The following is a 15,218-nucleotide window of genomic DNA, read 5'->3' as shown; positions in this document are numbered from 1 at the left end:
CCATGACTTCGCATTCCAAACTTAGCGCCTTGAAATATGGTGCCGCAATGCTGCCGTTGCTGGGATTTGCTGCAACCGCCGCCGAGGCGCGTGAACGCAACGCAGAAATTGCACCATATCTCGAGGTCCAGCAAATATTGGTTGCAGATTTGAAAGATGGCACGGATGTTCTCACCTACACGTCGGTCGCAGCCGGTGTTGATGCATCAATCCAGACGCGCGGGGCAGAAGCCCAGGTAAATCTGCGCTATGAACGACGGTTCTTCTATTCTGACAATCTTGGCGATGAAGATATTATTACCGGTATCGCGCGTGGTGGCATCCAGATCGTTCCCAATGTCTTGTCATTGGAAGCCGGTGCCCTTGCGACGCGCAGCCGGGTTGATTTGCGCGGTGAATCACCGTCCAATGCGGTCGGGAATATTGATAATGTGACGCAGGTCTACTCGGTTTATGCCGGTCCGAACCTGTCGACAAATGTTGGCGCGCTGGATGTGAATGCCAATTATCGCTTGGGCTATACCAAGGTCGATAGCGAAGACACAGGCATATTGCCTCCGGGTCAGCAGCCGATTGATGTGTTCGATGACAGCGTGAGCCATTCGGCCAGCGTCAGCGTTGGAATGCAACCGGGCGAGCTTCCGGTTGGTTGGTCTGTCAGCGCTGGCTATGAGCGTGAAGACGCCGGCCAACTCGACCAGCGCTATGAAGGAAAATTTGCTCGCGCGGACGTTACAGTGCCGGTTTCTTCGAACGTGGCACTGGTTGGTGGTGTTGGTTATGAAGATATAGAAATTTCAGAACGTGATGCTTTGCGTGATGGCAATGGTGACCCGATTGTTGACAATGATGGTCGCCTGGTAACGGACGAAGCATCGCCAAGATTGCTATCCTATGATCAGGACGGAATTATCTGGGATGCTGGTGTCATGTGGCGCCCAAGCCGCCGAACTTCGTTGGAAGCGCGGGTTGGTCAACGCTATGGCAGTGAAACCTATTTCGGTAGCTTTGGGTATCAACCGAATGAGAGAACCGCGCTGAACATCTCTGTCTATGACACGGTGTCTGGTTTCGGTAACTTGCTCAACGATAACCTGGCCAATTTGGGTACCAGTTTTTCTAGCTCCCGGAATCCTTTGAGCGGCGAACTAAACGGTTGTGCCTTCGGTCAATCGAGCGGTCTTTGCTTTAACGATGTCCTGCAATCAGCAGCTTCATCTTCGTTCCGGGCGCGGGGTGTCAATGGACAGCTGACCTATAATTATGGTGGTTGGGAAACCGGTCTGGGTGTCGGATATGCACGTCGTCGCTTCTTCGCTTCGCAATTGGGTGCGGTTGCCGCAGTCGATGGACTGGTCGATGAAAACTATTATGCCAACCTGACGATCGGCAAAGAGCTGGATGCTTATTCTCGCTTTGACGCCAACGTATATGCAAATCTGTTGGATAGTGGCTTTGCTGGTGCTCCCAATGTCTTGGGGCTCGGTGCAAACGCAGCTTATTACCGCCAGATTTTGCCAGGCCTGCAAGGAACGGCCGCTGTTGGTCTCGACAGCTTCCAGCAAGATGGATTTGACAGCGAGCTCACGGCATCTGCTCTGCTGGGCCTCAGATATGATTTTTAAAAGCATCAACCACGCCGTTGATCGGAGATACGCGTATGTATGATATATTTTATGGATTAAATGGCCGGCCGTTCCAGCTGACCCCGGATCCGCATTATTATTTTGAAAGTCTGACGCACCGCAAAGCGCTGTCTTATCTCGGATATGGCCTGGCGCAGGGCGAAGGCTTTATAGTCATCACCGGTGATGTTGGCGCGGGTAAAACCACGTTGGTCAGTCATTTGATGGCGACAATCGACAAAGCCCGTCTGACGGCCGCGAATATCGTGACGACCAAACTCGACAGCCAGGATATTGTGCGCGTCGCAGCCAATCATTTCGATATCAACACCGACAATATGGACAAGGCACAATTGTTGAGCGCGTTTGAAGAGTTTCTTCATTCGGAAGCGCGAGCCGGCCGTCGTTGTCTGCTGATTGTTGATGAATCTCAGAACCTTCCGGCAGGCGCGCTTGAAGAATTGCGGATGTTGTCAAACTTCCAGCTTGGCGGACAGGCATTGTTGCAAATATTCCTGCTCGGCCAGCCAGAGTTTCGCGATATGCTGCAAAACTCCAACCAGCTGGAACAATTGCGTCAGCGCGTGATCGCGAACCACCATCTTGAGCCTATGTCTGCTGAAGAGATAGAACCCTATATCACGCATCGACTGTCCAAAAGCGGATGGTCAGGGCGACCTAAGATCACCGCCGGCGTATTCCGTATGCTTTTTGCGGAAACCAATGGTGTCCCTCGCAAAATCAATGCGCTGATGAGCCGAATATTGCTGATGGGTTCAATCGAACAAACAGAAATGATCGACGAGGCTTTGGTCGCGCGTGTTCTGGCGGACTTGAACGGTGAAGATGTAGAAATTGCTGCACCGCCAACGGCGCCTTCTGAACCAAAAAACCCGCTTTGGGAAAAGCCTAAAAAAGCCGACCGTGCAAATGCCGGACAAGCGACTGAAACATTTGCTTCTGTTCCTGAACAAGCCGTTGATCTGCAGGACCAGCGGGCATCCAGTCCGGATCATGAAGTCGTTAGTCTTCGGACTCCTGAAGCTCCCAAACAATCGCATCAAGCGCCGGTCGAGCAATCGATTGCCGCTAAGATCGAGGGCTTGGAATCTGCCGTGTCAGAACCGATGGCTGACAAAGCAAATGCACAGCAGATTGACACTATGTTCAAACGACTGTCCTTGCTGGAAACGCGAATGAACGATCAGGAAGAAAATTTGCACCGCATCTTGACGATGCTCGTGGAATGGGTCGAAAGCGATGTCCGGAGCAAAGAAAGCTATGTCAATGCAGGACGCGCGGCCTGAATCTTTCAAATCGGCGGGAAAAGCGGATGCTTTGCTCAACGCCATGTCGGTCGATATCGAAGACTGGTTTCAGGTGGGAGCCTTTGAAACGGTTATCGATCGTGCTGACTGGGATCAGTTAGAGTTGCGGGTAGAACGCAACACCCATGCGGTGCTTGCGCTGTTTGATGAAGCGAAAATCAAGGCGACATTTTTTACTTTGGGTTGGGTCGCCGAACGCTATCCGGCGTTGATGCAACAAATTGTTGCCGCAGGGCATGAAGTGGCCAGCCATGGCTATGATCATAGCCGTGTGTTTACGATGTCTCCCGATCAATTTCGCATCGATCTCGAACGCAGCCGGAAAATATTGGAAGATGCTTCAGGTCAAAAGGTTATCGGCTATCGCGCGCCGAGCTTCTCGATTGATCAACGGACGCCGTGGGCCCATGAAATATTGGCCGAGCAAGGCTATACCTATTCTTCCAGTGTCGCTCCGATCCACCATGATCACTACGGTTGGGCAGGGTCGCCGCGTTTCGCATGGAAGCCCGTTGACGGAGCCGATTTGATTGAATTGCCTGTGACGACGGTGAAGATGGGCAGTCGGACATTCGCTGCCGGCGGCGGCGGATTCTTTCGACTATTGCCGTATGAAATATACAAAAGATCCATCGGAAAAATGCATCGTGATGACGGCAGGGGAGCCATATTTTACTTCCACCCGTGGGAAATCGATCCGGATCAGCCGCGCGTCAAAAATGCACCGGTTCGATCAAAAATCCGACACTATACGAAATTGAAAGCTATGCGCGCTAAACTGCTGCGCGTTGGACAACAATACAAATGGGGTCGGGTCGATGAACTGGCTGCATTGGAAGCGGAGCTGATAAGATGAATATGGCTTTCAAGCCCAAATCCTTGTCGGTTCGCGTTCTTGACCGTCCTGAGGCCAATGAATTGGCTCGGATCGACGCCTTCATATCCGCATCTGCGGAAGGGACAGCCTTTCATCGTCCAGCATGGGTGCTGTCCGTGAGCAAGGCTTGCGGTCATGAGTGGCGCTATCTCCTCGCCGAAGATGGGGAAGGAGCATTGCAAGCCATTCTTCCACTGAACCTCATCCACTCCCCGCTCTTTGGACGGGCTTTGGTGTCTTCCGGATTTGCAGTGGGTGGCGGTATCCTGTCGGAGGATCACCAAGCTATCCAGATACTGGCGGACGAAGCGTGGGCGTTCGCCGAACGCCACAGCTTTCCAACTGTCGAATTGCGTGGGGGACCTGCGCCAGATGAGCAGTGGGTCAAAAAAGACGGGGTTTATGCCGGTTTTGTGACCTCTTTGGCTGAGGATGATGAGAAACAGCTCCTGGCGATTCCACGCAAACAGCGGGCAGAAGTGCGCAAGGGGCTGAAAAACGAGCTTATCGTGCGCGTAGGTTCCGATACGCAGGATCGCGCCGACCATTATGCGGTCTATGCCGAAAGCGTCCGCAATCTCGGGACACCTGTTTTTCCAAAAGCGCTGTTCGACGAAGTGTTGAATGGTTTCGGTGAGGATGCCGACATTTTGACCGTATTCAGCGACGGCAAACCGGTGGCCAGCGTCTTGAGCCTCTACCATCAACAAACGGTCATGCCATATTGGGGTGGCGGCACATGGGATGCGCGTCGCTTTAGAGCCAATGATGTGATGTATTATTCGTTGATGAATCATGCGCGTGAACGGGGATGTCATACATTTGACTTCGGCCGTTCCAAATTTGGCACCGGAGCCTTTTCGTTCAAGAAAAACTGGGGCTTCGAACCGCAGCCTTTATCCTATGCTACCCGGACTGTCGAAGGTGAAGAATCCCGTGATGTCAATCCGATGAGCCCTAAGTATAAAGCCAAGGTAGCGCTGTGGCAGCGATTGCCTTTGTCTGTTGCAAACCGGATCGGGCCCATGATCGCCAAGGGTCTTGGTTGATGGCTGAAATATTGTTTTTGGCGCACCGCGTGCCATGGCCTCCCAATCGCGGAGACAAGATTCGTTCGCATCATTTTCTACAAAAATTGATGGATTGTGCAGCTGTGCATGTTGCGTGTTTCGCCGATGACAAGATGGAACAGCAGACCGATTGGATCCGAAAAGCAGAACTGGCATCCAGTGAAATTGTCGTGCGAGAGAAGCCTAAGTGGCGAGCCGGTATTGAGGCGATCCTGTCTGGCAAGCCCGTCTCGCTAACCTCTTTCGAAAGCGCGAAAATCAGCGCCTATGTGGCGCATTTGGTCGCGACCCGGCCAATTGATTGCATCTTCATATTCTCTGGACAAATGGCGCAATTTATTCCGTCGAATTTCACCGGTCGTGTGGTGATGGATTTCGCCGATGTCGATAGCACAAAATTTGAAAGCTATGCAGATGCAGGCGCCGGACCGATGGCCTGGATCAATGACCGTGAGGGCCGGTTGCTGAAAGAGTTTGAGAAAAATATTGCCGAACGGGCGGACTATAGTCTTTTCGTGAGTGAAGCCGAAGCCGAGCTGTTTCGGAAGCGTGCAGCATTGTCTGATGAAAAAGTGAAGGCAGTCGGCAATGGTATTGATGGCGCTTTCTATAGCGCCCTCGATGTGGCACCTGCCAAGCTCGAAGGTTGCAAGTCGTTGATCCTCTTTACCGGCCAAATGGATTATCAACCAAATGTTGAAGCCGTTGAAAGTTTCAGCAACACCGTAATGCCGGAAGTTCTCTCACGCTTTCCCGATGCGCGTTTTGCTATTGTGGGGAGAGCGCCCACCGAAAAGGTTAAACAGCTCGATCAGAAAAATGGCACCGTCGTGACAGGCTCCGTCGATGACATTCGTAGCTGGATCGAGGCTGCAGATGTTGTCGTCGCGCCTCTTAGGATAGCCAGAGGCATTCAGAACAAGGTGCTTGAAGCGATGGCCATGGCCAAGCCGGTGGTTGCATCGCAATGCGCTGCAGAAGGTATAAACGCGAACCATGGCGAACATTTTATGGTTGCCGATACTATCGATCTCGAGGCCGGCATGGTGTGTGAACTGCTAGCGGCCCCGGACCAAGGCCAGCAAATGGGCACGCGCGCCAAAGCCTTGATTGCGTCGCATTATTCGTGGGAAACACAGTTAGCCGATTTGCCTTCCCTGTGCGGGCTGTCTGAACCAGTTGCTAAAGAGGCTGCGGCATGACGAGCGCCACGGCCCATGATTTCGAAAACCAGCAAGCGCCAGCGGCTGTGCCGTCGGTCTGGTCTGAACACTTAAAATTGCTGGCGATTGCCTCTGCCGTAATTTTGGCAGTTTTCTGGCGCGATGGCGTGGACATGGTCCAGACATGGTGGTCAATTTCCACCTATAACCATTGCCTGTTGATCATTCCTATTCTTTATTGGTTGGTGCAGCAGCGTCAGGATGAACTGGCAAAGCTAACACCCCAAATATGGTTGCCCGGTTTGTTTTTGACGGGCCTGGCTTCTTTGGGTTGGTTGTTGGGTGAGGCGGCTGGTGTTGCCTTCGCGCGCCAGCTCGGTCTGCTGATGATGTTGCAAGGCGCGGTGGTCACTTTGCTGGGGCCAAACGTTACAAGAGGCCTGATCTTCCCGCTCGCTTTCAGCTTCTTCCTTGTGCCGTTTGGCGAAGAACTCGTCCCGTTTCTGCAGATGTTCACTGCGAAATTGTCGATGATCTTTCTCGCATGGGCCGATATTCCCGCTTTCATCGACGGGGTGTTTATCTCAACCCCAACCGGCTATTTTGAAGTTGCCGAAGAATGTTCCGGAATCAAATTCCTGATCGCGATGCTCGCTTATGGAACCTTGGTCAGCAACGTTTGTTTTCACAGCTGGAATCGCCGGATATTGTTCATGTTGGCCGCCGTGATTGTGCCGGTTATCGCCAATGGAATCCGTGCCTTTGGTACGATCTATATTGCGCACCATACGTCGCTCGATTTTGCAACAGGCTTTGATCATATTTTCTATGGCTGGTTCTTTTTTGCCTTTGTCTTGATCTTGGTCATGGCCATCGGTTGGCCCTTTTTTGATCGCAAAATCGATGAGCCGATGATTGATGGAGATGCTTTAAGCCGGAAGCAGACACCGCCCAATTCAGCGCAAAAGCCGATAAAAATTATGGCCATTATGGCAGCCATCGTTCTTGTTCCGGTGATTTGGACGACAGCCCTTGCCGCCAGGGAGTCCTCGGTTCCGGAAAAGGTGACGCTGCCAAGTGTCGCTGGTTGGCAGATTGTGGATTATCAACCCCTGTACGCATGGGAGCCTCGCTTTGATGGCGCCAGTCACCAAATCCTCGGTCGTTACCGCAATCAAAAATCGGGCGCAGAAGTTGATCTTTCAATCGCTGTATATGACCGTCAGGAAGATGGGCGAGAGATCGTCGGTTACGGTCAAGGTGCTCTTGTTCCGGATACCCAATGGTCTTGGAGCAGAGACCTCGACGCTCCGCAAGGCGCGGTTGCGGTCGAATTGATCGCGCCTGGTCCAGTGGTACGGAACGTGGCATCTTTTTACAGGATCGGCGGGAAGCTTACCGGCAGCGCTTCGGTTGTAAAACTGGAGACTTTGAAGAGCAAAATTCTCGGAGGTCCCCAGCAGGCGGTCGCGATATTGGTGTCCTCAGAAAAGAAGGGCGAGCAATCCCCCCTTGTCTCGATGGATGCATTTCTCTCTGATTTGGGGCCGGTCGACAAATTGGCTGACGAGACGGCGGGGCTGCGCTAGGGCGCACCATATGTGCGGAATAGCAGGTATATTTCATTTGGAGACGGCCAAGCCGGTCGATCCTGATCGCCTTCGCAAGATGACGGACAGTCTGACGCACCGCGGACCGGACGGTTCCGGAATCTGGACTGCGCCAGGCGTAGGGCTTGGGCATCGCAGGCTTTCCATCATTGATCTAGAAGGCGGCGCGCAACCCATGCTCACCCCCGACGAAGCACAGGTGCTGAGCTTCAATGGTGAGATATATAATTTTCAGGAAGTCCGCTCCGAACTGGAGAGCCGCGGCCATCAATTTCAAACGGATAGCGATAGCGAAGTCATTCTCTATGCTTGGCGGCAATGGGGCGTTGACTGCCTGAAACGTCTAAACGGTATGTTTGCGATCGCAATCTATGACCAGCGCACCCGGCAATTGTTTCTCGCACGCGATCGATTGGGAGTGAAGCCGCTATTCTATGCGCGTGTATCCGACGGCAGCATATTGTTCGGCTCGGAATTGAAAGCCCTGTTGGCCAATCCCTTGCTCCGCCGGGATCCTAATATTTCAGCGGTCGATGACTTTCTGGCCTTTGGCTACGTGCCAGATCAAACATCCATGCTCAAGGGTGTGAAGAAACTTCCTGCCGGTCACTATCTGTTGCTGGAGCAAGGCAAGCCAGAGCCTGCTTCTGTCCAATATTGGGATATGGATTTCAGTCAGCGCCACAAGGCACTCGCCAATGTTCTGGAAGACGAATTGGTTGCCTTGCTAAAGGAAGCCGTGGGGTCGCGCATGATCGCAGACGTGCCCTTGGGAGCCTTTCTATCCGGTGGTGTCGACAGCAGCGCAGTGGTTGCCTTGATGGCAGAAAAAAGCCGGAGAGCCGTCAAGACTTGTTCGATCGGATTCGATCAGGAATCACTCGATGAAACAAGCTATGCAAGACTAATCGCCGACCGCTTTCAGACCGATCATCGCGAACGGATTGTCGCCGCCGATGATTTTGGCTTAATCGACACGCTTGCAGATCATTTTGATGAACCCTTTGCAGATGCTTCTGCCTTGCCAACCTATCGCGTGAGTGAACTGGCGAGAGAAACTGTCACCGTGGCCCTTTCCGGAGACGGTGCAGATGAAGCTATGGCGGGCTATCGTCGTCATGTGTTCCATCATGCTGAAGAGCGGGTGAGGGGCATGTTACCGCAATCGTTCCGTGGGCCGGTATTGGGGTGGCTGGGTTCAGTATACCCAAAAGCAGATTGGGCACCGCGGCCGTTTCGCGCCAAGTCCACATTGCTCTCTCTGGCGAGAACCGGCCCGGAAGGCTATGCTGAAGCGGTAGGTGTCACAACGCCGTTGGGCCGCCGGCAAATCTATTCTGATGCCATGCAGAAAAACCTGGGTGACTATTACGCCGAACAGCGGATGATCGACCTGATGGAAAACGCGCCAGCGCAAAACGGTCTCGACCAAGCGCAATATGCCGATATGAAAATGTGGCTTCCGGGTGATATTCTGACGAAAGTCGATCGAACGAGCATGGCTGTGGGGCTTGAAGCGCGGGAACCGTTGCTCGATTATCGTCTGATGGAATTTGCTGCGAAGCTCCCGGCCAATTTGCGGGTGCACAAGGGGCAGGGCAAATATCTGCTGAAAAAGTCGATGGAGCAATATCTGCCCAAGGACATACTCTATCGCCAGAAAATGGGTTTTGTAACACCCATTGCACAATGGTTCCGCGGACCGTTGGCTGATCAGGCCCGGAATATCTCAACGAGCGGCGCATTGGCGCGAACCGGATGGTTCGATAGCAAGTCTCTACGCAAAGCGGCAGACGAACATATTGCAGGCCGTTCTGATAACAGTCGTCTATTGTGGCAATTGCTGATGCTCGACAAAAGCATGGAGCGGCTATTCGGCCTCTGACGCTTCCGGATAAAGGGCCTCGACGAAATAGAGGCCATCGGGTGGCGCATTGAATCCAAGCGCATTGCGATCCTTTGCCGCGAGTGCTTTTTCCAGATCCGCCTTGCTCCATCGTCCGGTGCCGACCAGTTTCAGGCATCCGACAATCGATCGTACTTGATGATGCAGAAACGAGCGGGCGGAAACCTCGACCTCAATTTCCTCGCCAAACCGGCTGACTGAAATGCTGTCCAGCGTTTTGATTGGGCTTTTTGCCTGGCAATGGACGGAGCGGAATGTGGTGAAATCATGTTGCCCGAGCAACACCTGCGCCGCATTGTGCATCGCTTCCGCGTCGAGATTCTGAGAGACTTGCCAACTGAGCCCCCGATCAAAAGTTAGAGGCGCGCGGCGGTTGGTGATCTTGAACAGGTAGCGGCGACCGATACAGGCAAAGCGCGCGTGCCATTTTTCATCAACGGGTTCGCAGGCGAGCACAGCCACCGGATTCGGGCGCAAGCCTGCATTGATACCTTCGCACAGCCGAAAGGCTGTCAGCGTGGTCTCGATATCAAAATGCGCGCGCATCGCCAGAGCGTGGACACCAGCATCGGTTCTTCCAGCAGCAAAGACGCGAATGGTCTGACCAGTGATTGATTTTATGGACTCTTCCAAAGCCTGTTGAACGCTGGGGCCGTGATCCTGATGCTGCCAACCCATGAATGGGCGGCCATCATATTCTACGGTGAGGGCAAAGCGAGTCATTGTAGGATTGTTCCTGCGGGGATTTTTGCACCATTGAGGAATGACTTAAGGTCCATGGCAGGCTTACCGGCTTTCTGGATCAGGCTGGGCCGAATCACGCCGCTGCCGCAGGCTATCAGGAGACGATCGTCGATTATGGTTCCGGGAGAGCCATAAACTCTCTCATCGTCCACTTCATCTTCTCCATCGATCCGCAAATCATCATCATTTTCGAGAATTCTAATCCTTTGTCCTTCATATTCGAAAAAGGCGCCCGGATAAGGGTTGAACGCTTGTATCTTGCGGGAAATGGAAACCGCCGTTTGTGAAAAGTCTATCCGCGCTTCATGTTTTTCGATTTTTTTCGCATAAGTCACGCCCTCCGAAGGTTGTGGAACTGGCGCATAGTTTTGAAAATTTTCGACCACCTCCACGATGAGATGAGCGCCGACCTTCGAAAGCTCGTCGGTAATCGAGCCGGCTGAATCAATGGATAGGCTGGAGATCGGGGTTGATAATTTTGCCAGCATTGGGCCGGTATCCAGTCCCGCCTCCATTTGCATGATGGTGATTCCGGTTTCGGTATCGCCGGCCATTATGGCGCGCTGCACTGGCGCCGCTCCGCGCCAGCGCGGGAGGAGTGACCCGTGAATATTGAGACATCCCATTTTCGGGGCATCCAAAATCGCCTGCGGAAGGATCAGGCCATAAGCCGCGACCACTGCTACATCCAGATCTAGTGCGGCAAAGCCTGCCTGTTCGTCTGCTCCTTTCAAGGAAACCGGCGTTCGTACGGGCAGGCATAGTTTTTCCGCCAATTGCTGAACGGGCGAGGGCGATAATTTCTTGCCGCGACCCGCGCGTCTGGGCGGTTGCGAATAGACCGCAACGATTTCGTGCCCTGCATCGTGCAGGGCCTGTAGCGCCGGAACGGCAAAATCCGGAGTTCCCATGAAGGCTAAACGCATAATTTCTCGCTTGTGTGTGGCTAAGCCCTTGGCAGGCGACGGATTTAGTCCCTAAAGGTCAATGCATGGCATCGCAAGAGATCGAAAATCTGGTTCAGGCCCTCGCCAAACTCCCCGGCCTTGGTCCGCGTTCGGCGCGGCGTGCGGTATTATATCTGCTCAAACGTCCGGAAACGGCGATGAAACCTATTTTGGCAGCAATGACAACTGTCGATGAACGGCTTGTGACATGCGGTATTTGCGGCAATGTCGACACGCAGGATCCATGTCAAATATGCACGGACCCTCGGCGGGATGCCAAATCCCTCTGCGTGATCGAGGAAGTTTCTGATCTCTGGGCTCTTGATAAGTCACGCCTTTTTCCGGGAAAATTTCATGTGCTGGGCGGCCGGTTGTCCGCACTGGATGGCGTGCGACCGGAAGACATTGCAATTGATAAGCTGATCGTCCGGGTCGAGCAGGGCGAGATAGAAGAAGTTGTTTTGGCTATGAACGCGACGCTGGAAGGCCAGACAACCGCTCACTATATTGCGGAACGGCTAGAAAATTATCCGCTTCGCCTCAGCCAGCTATCCCACGGTATACCGGTGGGAGGGGAATTGGACTATCTAGATGAAGGTACTTTGGCTCAGGCATTGCGCGCCCGACGGCCGATCAATCAGGATTGAAACGCCGCAATCAAGCCTACTAATCGTTTTGGGATTGGTAACGAATCCAAGTTGATAGGGAATTTGAGCTCATATGTATCTTTGTGTGAACTGTGGCTTGAAGGTACCAATTAATAAGTCTTACGATCGGAGTATATAGGGGAGCAGTTCGATAAGTGGCCAATTTGCAGGGATTATTGTCTCTGTTAAGTGTTTGATTAAATACCCTTGACCTTTTGGTCGTATATTGGTCACACTGCGGAATATAAAAACAATGTCGGTCTTCCCCAAGATATAAACAGACAGATAACCAGGAGAGAGCATGATGAAAAAATCCATTTTACGTAACAGATGCGCCTTTGGCGCCTTGGCAATGGCCATGGGGATTGCTCCCGGAATCGCACATGCGCAAGATGCACAAGATGATGCGGAAACAGAGAATATTATCGTTGTCACTGGCTCTTATATTCGCGGAACTCCTGAAGATGCGGCCGTTCCGGTTGATGTCTACACAAGCGCTGATCTCGCGCAAAACGGCGTGTCTTCGCCGCTCGAATTTATCAAAGACCTTCCCGAAGTCGGTAGTGTCTTGGGGGATTCCAACCAGTTTTCGACTGCGGCACAGGCCAATCAGGGCTTTGGTTCGATTAACTTGCGTAACCTTGGGCCAACTCGGACCTTGGTATTGTTCAACGGCCGGCGGACTTTGACGGCGCCGGGCGCTGTTGGTGGCGGTTTTGGTGATACCAATGCGATTCCACTATTCGCACTCGACCGGGTCGAAATCCTGAAAGATGGCGCAGCGGCTACTTACGGTTCTGATGCCATTGCAGGCGTGGCCAACTTTGTAACCAAGACCGGCTTTGAAGGCGTTGAGATACAGGGTGACTATGACTTCATCAAAGGCTCTGACGGAAACCACACGGCTTCTATTCTGGTCGGCCAGAATTTTGGCGATCTCAATATCATGGCAGGTTTCGGTTGGCAGCATCGCTCCGAACTGGCTTCAACCGATCGCTCTTATGGATTCCAGCCTTATGCGGTAAATCCTTCTGCATGGTCCGCACTGGCAACGCCCGGGTTTTTCATCATTCCAGGCGTAGGCGCACGGCCCGATGCGGGCTGCGCTGAAACGGGCGGGACCCCGGATGGCATTTGCCGTTTCAGTTTCATTCCCTTCGATAATTTGGTCGAAGAAGAGGATCGTTATCAAGGCTATGTGCAAGCTGATATCGATTTGACGGATACATTCCGCTTTCACGGTGAACTAACCTATGCTCAAACCGATTTGGATAGCATCGGCACCTCGCCGGGCTATCCCCCGCTTCAGGGACCAGGTGGTGCACGACTGGGCGGTGGCTTTACGATTGATCCAGCAAACCCTGGTGCGCAAGTCTTCGCCAATCAAATTGGTCTGACAGCGCCTATCGCGGGGCCCATCGGTGTGTTTCTATGGCGGCCTTTTGGTAACCTCGGCAATCCGACGGATCCCGGCAGGGGTTCTGGACGTCAGACGGCCAACAACAAGGCTTTCCGAATATCCGGTACGTTGGAGAAAGACTTCTCCGATAGCCTAACCGGTCAATTGTCGATGACTTGGGCAAATTATCAACGCCGCCGGAGTTCTCCAGGTGTTGTCGGCTCGCGTCTGCAAGATGCGTTGAATGGTTTGGGTGGTGCCAATTGTAATCCGGCGACCGGTACACCGGGAGCAGGCGGATGTCTTTGGTTCAACCCGTTCATCAATGCTGGCCCCGGCCATCCTTCTTTGGGGCTGACCAATCCTTTCTATGTCCCCGGCAATGAAAACTCGACCGAACTGGTTGAATTTCTCCAGGTTCAAAACGGGGTTGAAGAGACAGAAGATTCTTTCGTCGTTGACTTGATCTTTACTGGCGAAATGGGACTAGATCTCGGCGGCGGAAACATTGGCTGGGCAGCGGGTGCGCAATATCGCAAACTTGATTTCCTATCCCGTCCCTTGCGGTCCGAATCCAACCTGGATCTCAACCCTTGCGTAATTTTGGGCGACCAAAGCTGTCTGGGTGGTTCTCTTGATGGAGCCGGTTCATTCATTTTCCTTGGCGGTTCACGGCCTGAATCATTGAGCCAAGACGTGAAAGCTGTTTTTGCTGAAGTTGCTGTTCCACTGAGCGACACTTTGGAAATTACCGCAGCAGCGCGTTTTGAAGATTATGGCGGATCCATCGGTTCGACCTTTAATCCCAAAGGCGCGGTTCGTTGGGAACCCATGGACTGGCTGGTTCTTCGCGGCTCTGTTGGCACAACCTTCCGTGGCCCACTGGCAGCGCAGGTCTCTAACAATGCCAATACCGCTCTAGCGGCGATCAACGCAGCAAATGGCAACTTTAAGGCGGTCGATATTGCTGGTAACCCGGCAAACCTCGGGCCGGAAAAAGCGTTCAGCTATAATCTCGGTGCAGTTGTCGACTTCAACGGTTTCACCTTCTCGGTGGATTATTGGAGCTTTGATTTCAAAGACGAAATCACAACCACCGATGCACAGGCTATCGCCAGCAGCGTGGTTCCAACGGCGGGCGGATTGGCAAATTGCGCCAGCCCCTTTGCCAACCTCATCACATTTGATGGCGGGGCCTGTGTGCAGGGAACCACAAATGGAACGAATATTTCGCGTGTCCTGACGCAATGGGTCAACGGTCCGAAAACCAAGACATCTGGCCTCGATTTCGCAGCCAGCTATACCACGGACATTGGACCCGGCGTTTATTCGATCGGCGTGAATGCCAGCCATACTTTGAAATATGAAGTGGGTGACTTTATCCTGGACGGCGTGCTGTTGCGCCCTGGTTTCGGTGCAGTTGGCCTAGCCAATCTCGACCGGTTGCCGGGCACAATCTCTCCTTGGCGGGCCAATGCCTACATCAACTACAATGTTGTCGGTCTGAATTTGCGCTATGGAGCGACCTATATCGCGGGCGTTCGTGACGAGCGGTGCGATGGTTTGGCATTCTGTGCCACAACCAATTTTGGTGGCACCAATTTTGGCCGGAACATCGAAAGCTATATGCAGCATGACTTCCATGCGGCCTATGAATTGCCAATTAGTTCCTTTGATGCGCAGTTGCAGTTCTCGATCGAGAATTTCACCAATGAAGAAGCTTCTGCGGCTCGGTTGCCGCTGGGTTACAATCCCTTCATCGGTAACACTTTGGGACGCGTTTTCCGTCTTGGAGCGAAAATCGGCTTCTAAAGTCTGATCACAAAATTATCGGGGGCCCGCCAGTGTTTTGGCGGGCCCTTTTTTTTGACCGGGACAAGCAACGCCAATGGTTGACGAATC

Annotated in this window: 11 protein-coding genes; 9 read left to right on the top strand and 2 right to left on the bottom strand. The window is 53.0% G+C overall.

Going from position 1 to position 15,218, the window contains the following annotated elements; genetic code table 11:
* Positions 1-2: 2 nt before the first annotated feature.
* From ABJV08_RS12355 to ABJV08_RS12325, 7 genes are read left to right on the top strand one after another with little or no spacing between them, the layout of a single operon-like run.
* On the top strand, positions 3-1,625 hold the full coding sequence (locus ABJV08_RS12355; protein ID WP_348037921.1) for a hypothetical protein: 1,623 nt from the start codon (positions 3-5) through the stop codon (positions 1,623-1,625).
* 35 nt (positions 1,626-1,660) lie between these two features.
* Complete coding sequence (locus ABJV08_RS12350; RefSeq protein ID WP_348037923.1) at positions 1,661-2,932, top strand: XrtA/PEP-CTERM system-associated ATPase; 1,272 nt, start codon at positions 1,661-1,663, stop codon at positions 2,930-2,932.
* Entirely contained in the window at positions 2,907-3,809 is a 903-nt protein-coding gene (locus ABJV08_RS12345) for an XrtA system polysaccharide deacetylase (RefSeq protein ID WP_348037925.1), read from the top strand. The genes ABJV08_RS12350 and ABJV08_RS12345 overlap by 26 nt, the downstream gene beginning before the upstream one ends.
* Positions 3,810-3,811: 2 nt before the next feature.
* Positions 3,812-4,879 carry a FemAB family XrtA/PEP-CTERM system-associated protein gene (locus ABJV08_RS12340; RefSeq protein WP_348038216.1) on the top strand — a complete coding sequence of 356 codons (1,068 nt, stop codon included), beginning with the start codon at positions 3,812-3,814 and terminating at the stop codon, positions 4,877-4,879.
* Positions 4,879-6,102, top strand: coding sequence for a TIGR03087 family PEP-CTERM/XrtA system glycosyltransferase (locus ABJV08_RS12335; protein ID WP_348037927.1), 1,224 nt, complete (start codon positions 4,879-4,881; stop codon positions 6,100-6,102). The genes ABJV08_RS12340 and ABJV08_RS12335 overlap by 1 nt, the downstream gene beginning before the upstream one ends.
* Positions 6,099-7,652 carry an exosortase A gene (gene xrtA / locus ABJV08_RS12330; protein ID WP_348037929.1) on the top strand — a complete coding sequence of 518 codons (1,554 nt, stop codon included), beginning with the start codon at positions 6,099-6,101 and terminating at the stop codon, positions 7,650-7,652. The genes ABJV08_RS12335 and xrtA overlap by 4 nt, the downstream gene beginning before the upstream one ends.
* A gap of 10 nt (positions 7,653-7,662) precedes the next feature.
* Positions 7,663-9,558 (top strand): XrtA/PEP-CTERM system amidotransferase, encoded by a 1,896-nt coding sequence (locus ABJV08_RS12325; protein ID WP_348037931.1) that lies wholly within the window; start codon positions 7,663-7,665, stop codon positions 9,556-9,558.
* Here ABJV08_RS12325 and truA read toward each other — a convergent pair.
* Positions 9,544-10,302: a tRNA pseudouridine(38-40) synthase TruA gene (gene truA, locus ABJV08_RS12320; RefSeq protein ID WP_348037933.1), complete on the bottom strand. Its 759-nt coding sequence runs from the start codon at positions 10,300-10,302 to the stop codon at positions 9,544-9,546. The two genes, ABJV08_RS12325 and truA, sit on opposite strands and share 15 nt — an antisense overlap.
* A complete protein-coding gene (gene fmt, locus ABJV08_RS12315; RefSeq protein ID WP_348037935.1) occupies positions 10,299-11,249 on the bottom strand; it encodes a methionyl-tRNA formyltransferase in 951 nt (316 codons plus the stop codon). Before fmt ends, truA begins: the two co-directional genes overlap by 4 nt.
* A gap of 65 nt (positions 11,250-11,314) precedes the next feature.
* Here fmt and recR point away from each other — a divergent pair, with 65 nt between their 5' ends.
* On the top strand, positions 11,315-11,917 hold the full coding sequence (gene recR / locus ABJV08_RS12310) for a recombination mediator RecR (RefSeq protein ID WP_348037937.1): 603 nt from the start codon (positions 11,315-11,317) through the stop codon (positions 11,915-11,917).
* A 301-nt stretch (positions 11,918-12,218) separates the two neighbouring features.
* Complete coding sequence (locus ABJV08_RS12305; protein WP_348037939.1) at positions 12,219-15,128, top strand: TonB-dependent receptor; 2,910 nt, start codon at positions 12,219-12,221, stop codon at positions 15,126-15,128.
* Positions 15,129-15,218: the final 90 nt, after the last annotated feature.

This window comes from Parasphingorhabdus sp. (assembly GCF_039982395.1).
Taxonomy (GTDB): Bacteria; Pseudomonadota; Alphaproteobacteria; order Sphingomonadales; family Sphingomonadaceae; genus Parasphingorhabdus.
This window is presented reverse-complemented; position numbering and strand designations above follow the sequence as displayed.